The sequence below is a fragment of the Pseudomonas sp. FSL R10-1350 genome, from assembly GCF_009600525.1.
In the GTDB taxonomy this organism is placed as follows: Bacteria; Pseudomonadota; Gammaproteobacteria; order Pseudomonadales; family Pseudomonadaceae; genus Aquipseudomonas; species Aquipseudomonas helleri.
Genome location: NZ_WIVR01000132.1, coordinates 1 through 2,726 on the forward strand (window position 1 = coordinate 1; position 2,726 = coordinate 2,726).

Annotated in this window: 4 protein-coding genes; 2 read left to right on the forward strand and 2 right to left on the reverse strand. The window is 56.3% G+C overall.

Annotation, left to right across the window (positions count from 1 at the left end; genetic code table 11):
* Positions 1–396 (forward strand): hypothetical protein (locus tag GHO25_RS26215; protein ID WP_178110240.1); only part of this gene is annotated, 396 nt, incomplete at its 5' end.
* A 12-nt stretch (positions 397–408) separates the two neighbouring features.
* Here the strand turns inward: GHO25_RS26215 and mobV are convergent.
* Positions 409–1,425 carry a MobV family relaxase gene (gene mobV / locus GHO25_RS25355; RefSeq protein ID WP_178110241.1) on the reverse strand — a complete coding sequence of 339 codons (1,017 nt, stop codon included), beginning with the start codon at positions 1,423–1,425 and terminating at the stop codon, positions 409–411.
* A gap of 114 nt (positions 1,426–1,539) precedes the next feature.
* Positions 1,540–1,938, reverse strand: a complete 399-nt coding sequence (locus GHO25_RS25360; protein ID WP_153336997.1) for a hypothetical protein — start codon at positions 1,936–1,938, stop codon at positions 1,540–1,542.
* A 528-nt stretch (positions 1,939–2,466) separates the two neighbouring features.
* On the opposite strand from GHO25_RS25360, the gene GHO25_RS25365 reads away from it, so the two are divergent.
* A partial coding sequence (locus GHO25_RS25365) for a hypothetical protein (protein WP_218581091.1) occupies positions 2,467–2,726 on the forward strand: 260 nt, incomplete at its 3' end.

Below are 2,726 nucleotides of genomic sequence, written 5' to 3' on the forward strand. Positions count from 1 at the left end.
GACGAGCGTGACGACGCCTCTTTTGTAAAAGTCTTTGCGGCTGGTGTGGCCGCTGCATTTGACCTTGGCCGTACTGCATCTCGGGTGTTTCAACTTGTCCTGCAGGAATACGAGCGAGCCCCCATGCGTCAGGGTTTCGCCGAAAGCATTGAGCTAGCGTGGTTCAATGATGGGCTATCCGGTCGGTCCGTAGATATGAGCGAAAAGACCTTTCAGCGGGGCCTCAAAGAGCTGCTGGCCAAGCAATTTCTGGCCCCCCGCTCCCCATCCACTTTCTGGGTTAATCCCGCCTTGTTCTTCAAGGGTGATCGCGTGAAGTTCATCACCGAATACCGCAGAAAAGGCTCTCGGGGACCGTCGGCCCCGGCCTCAGTCACGATGGAAACTGAGGCCTAGGCCCGACCCTGCCTAGTGGCCCATACCCTTACCCCGTGGGGGCGTTCTGGACTTGTTCGCGGCGGCCCGTTCTTCGCGCTGTCGTTGCTGCTCAATTTTGCGCTCTTGCTCCAGAGCTTCACGCATCCGAACCATCTTCGCGCTGTCCACCGTCATTGCAGCCGCTAAGGTCTTGCGTTCGGCCTCGTTGAGGGGCCTGAGAGCATCCAAAAACGGTTTTAAGGCCTTCTGCTGGTCATCCAGCGCCTTACGCGCCGCCTGCGCCTCCTTGCGCGCCTGAGAGGCCTCCGCGGCTTTGGCGCGGTATGCCTTGGTCGCCTCCAAGACCTTCGCGTTGAGCCGGTCAGCGATCCCTTCTGGTGTCTCAAGATAGCTTTGCAGCCCCACCCGTCCCAACAACCCCTCCCCCCGGGACTTCTTCGGCGTCAAATCCTCCGGCGTGATCTTCGGCAATACGGCGTTTTCGGCCTGATTCACCTTGGCGTAATAGTCCCGGATCGACTGGTGTTTAGCCTTGCTGCCCTCGAGGCCGCGATCCAGTCCATACCTCCCCACGGCTTTCGCAAAATTGGTCTGCATTGCCGTCAGCTTGGCTCGGCCACCCAGGAACGCTTTGGCGTTCAGCTTGCCGTCCTGGTCGAGCGGTACCACGTAGGCGACCAGGTGCGGGCTGGTTTCGTCGTGGTGCACCGAGGTGGCCACCACGTTATCCGCCCCGTGCAGCTCCTTCAGCCACTCAACCGCCGTGGCGAAATAGCGTTCGCCCTTGGCGTCTGTGCCGTCAAAGTAGTCCGGGCTGGCCCCGATGAAATACTCGACGCACAGCACGGCATCGCTGCGCCGCTTCTCAGGAAGCCGCGCCACGATCGCCGCCTTCACCTCATCGGCACTAGCTATCTCGTGTGTGTTGAGGTGCAGGCGCTCAGGCACCGCATTCGGGGTGTCTCGCGTCCGGTAGTTGTGCGCCAAAGAGCCGCCGATGTTGCCCATCGTCTTGAGCTTTTCCGTGCGCAAAATCGCGTATGCCATAGCTGCCTCTATCGTGCGGTTTGCACGATCTTGGCAGCGATTGAGCGCACGCGAAAGAGCAAAGGTGTACTCACTACACCTTTGCTTCGCAAAGATTCGTTCGTACCGCTGTTCTTAGCTAGGCTTTTGCATTGACAGAGTAGCAATACCATCAACGCTGAGGCTCATCGAAACCTTAGTGCCACTGCTTTTAACGAAGGTGCCATCTGTATTGTAAATGAGCTCGTAAGTACCGCCGTCCTTGAGCAGTAAAGAGTGTTTGACTACCCCGTCATCCTCAGTAATTACATAGCTCTTTAGATCAGCGAGATTGTCCAAACCGAAAGATTTAGGAGTGAAGTTTTCGATACTGACACCCCCTTCTTTTTCAATTTTTAGCACCGTCCCATCAGGACGAGTAATCGTTGCAGATCCATCGGGATGCGTTTCAATGCGGTTCCCGTAGGCTTCAGCATGTAAAAGATTTCCATTTTTATCAGTAGTGAATTGAGGCTCATGTGAAAAGTCGGTCATGTGAAAACTTCATGTAGTTAGGGAAGCAAATTGATACCACACAAAACGAAAATTCCTGCGCTGCGTGTGCAAGTAAGCAACGCGCGCAGGCCGGAGGCGCGGCGTGAAGGAGCGAAGCAGCCGCACGCTGACCTCCCTTCCTTGTGCGGTAGTGGTCGGCGCACAGCGACTGGAAGGCCGCTGGATCTGGATCAGATCGCCGGTGCCTGAACCACCGCTGCTAACGCGCTTCGCTTGTTGGGCGTCCCCCAGCACAGCGCCCTACGGTCACTGCACTGGGTGCCACCTTGAGCTAGCTGAACGGCCCGATTCTTTGAATCCCAGGAGCAAGGGCAAAGACCACATCAAGAGCCAGATCAAGAGCGCGTAGTAACAGAGTGAGAAGCAAACGACCTTTTGGGCCATACGCCACGGGAAAGCTCGAGACAAAATCAGAACCTCTCGAGACAAACGCAGGACATTATGAGACATAATACGCTTGTTTTTTGTCTTTCGAGGGCATAACGTGTGTCTCACCAAAGGACAAAAATGGCCTCCGATATGTCTGGAACGATTAACCTTCGCAAGCTTGAGTACAGCCCCTTAGCCAACCCGCTACTGGAACCCACTGAGGTGACGGTGAAGAAGCGATACGTGAAGACCGGCACGTCAGAGGAGCTGGTGAGTACACGCACCGGAGAGGTCCGCCAAACTGCTGCGATTTACACCGTGGACGAGCGTGACGACGCCTCTTTTGTAAAAGTCTTTGCGGCTGGTGTGGCCGCTGCATTTGACCTTGGCCGTACTGC

Excerpts from the sequence above, each read along its gene's own strand:
- mobV (WP_178110241.1), bottom strand. The coding sequence starts at position 1,425 with ATGGCATACGCGATTTTGCGCACGGAAAAGCTCAAGACGATGGGCAAC.
- GHO25_RS25360 (WP_153336997.1), bottom strand. The coding sequence starts at position 1,938 with ATGACCGACTTTTCACATGAGCCTCAATTCACTACTGATAAAAATGGA.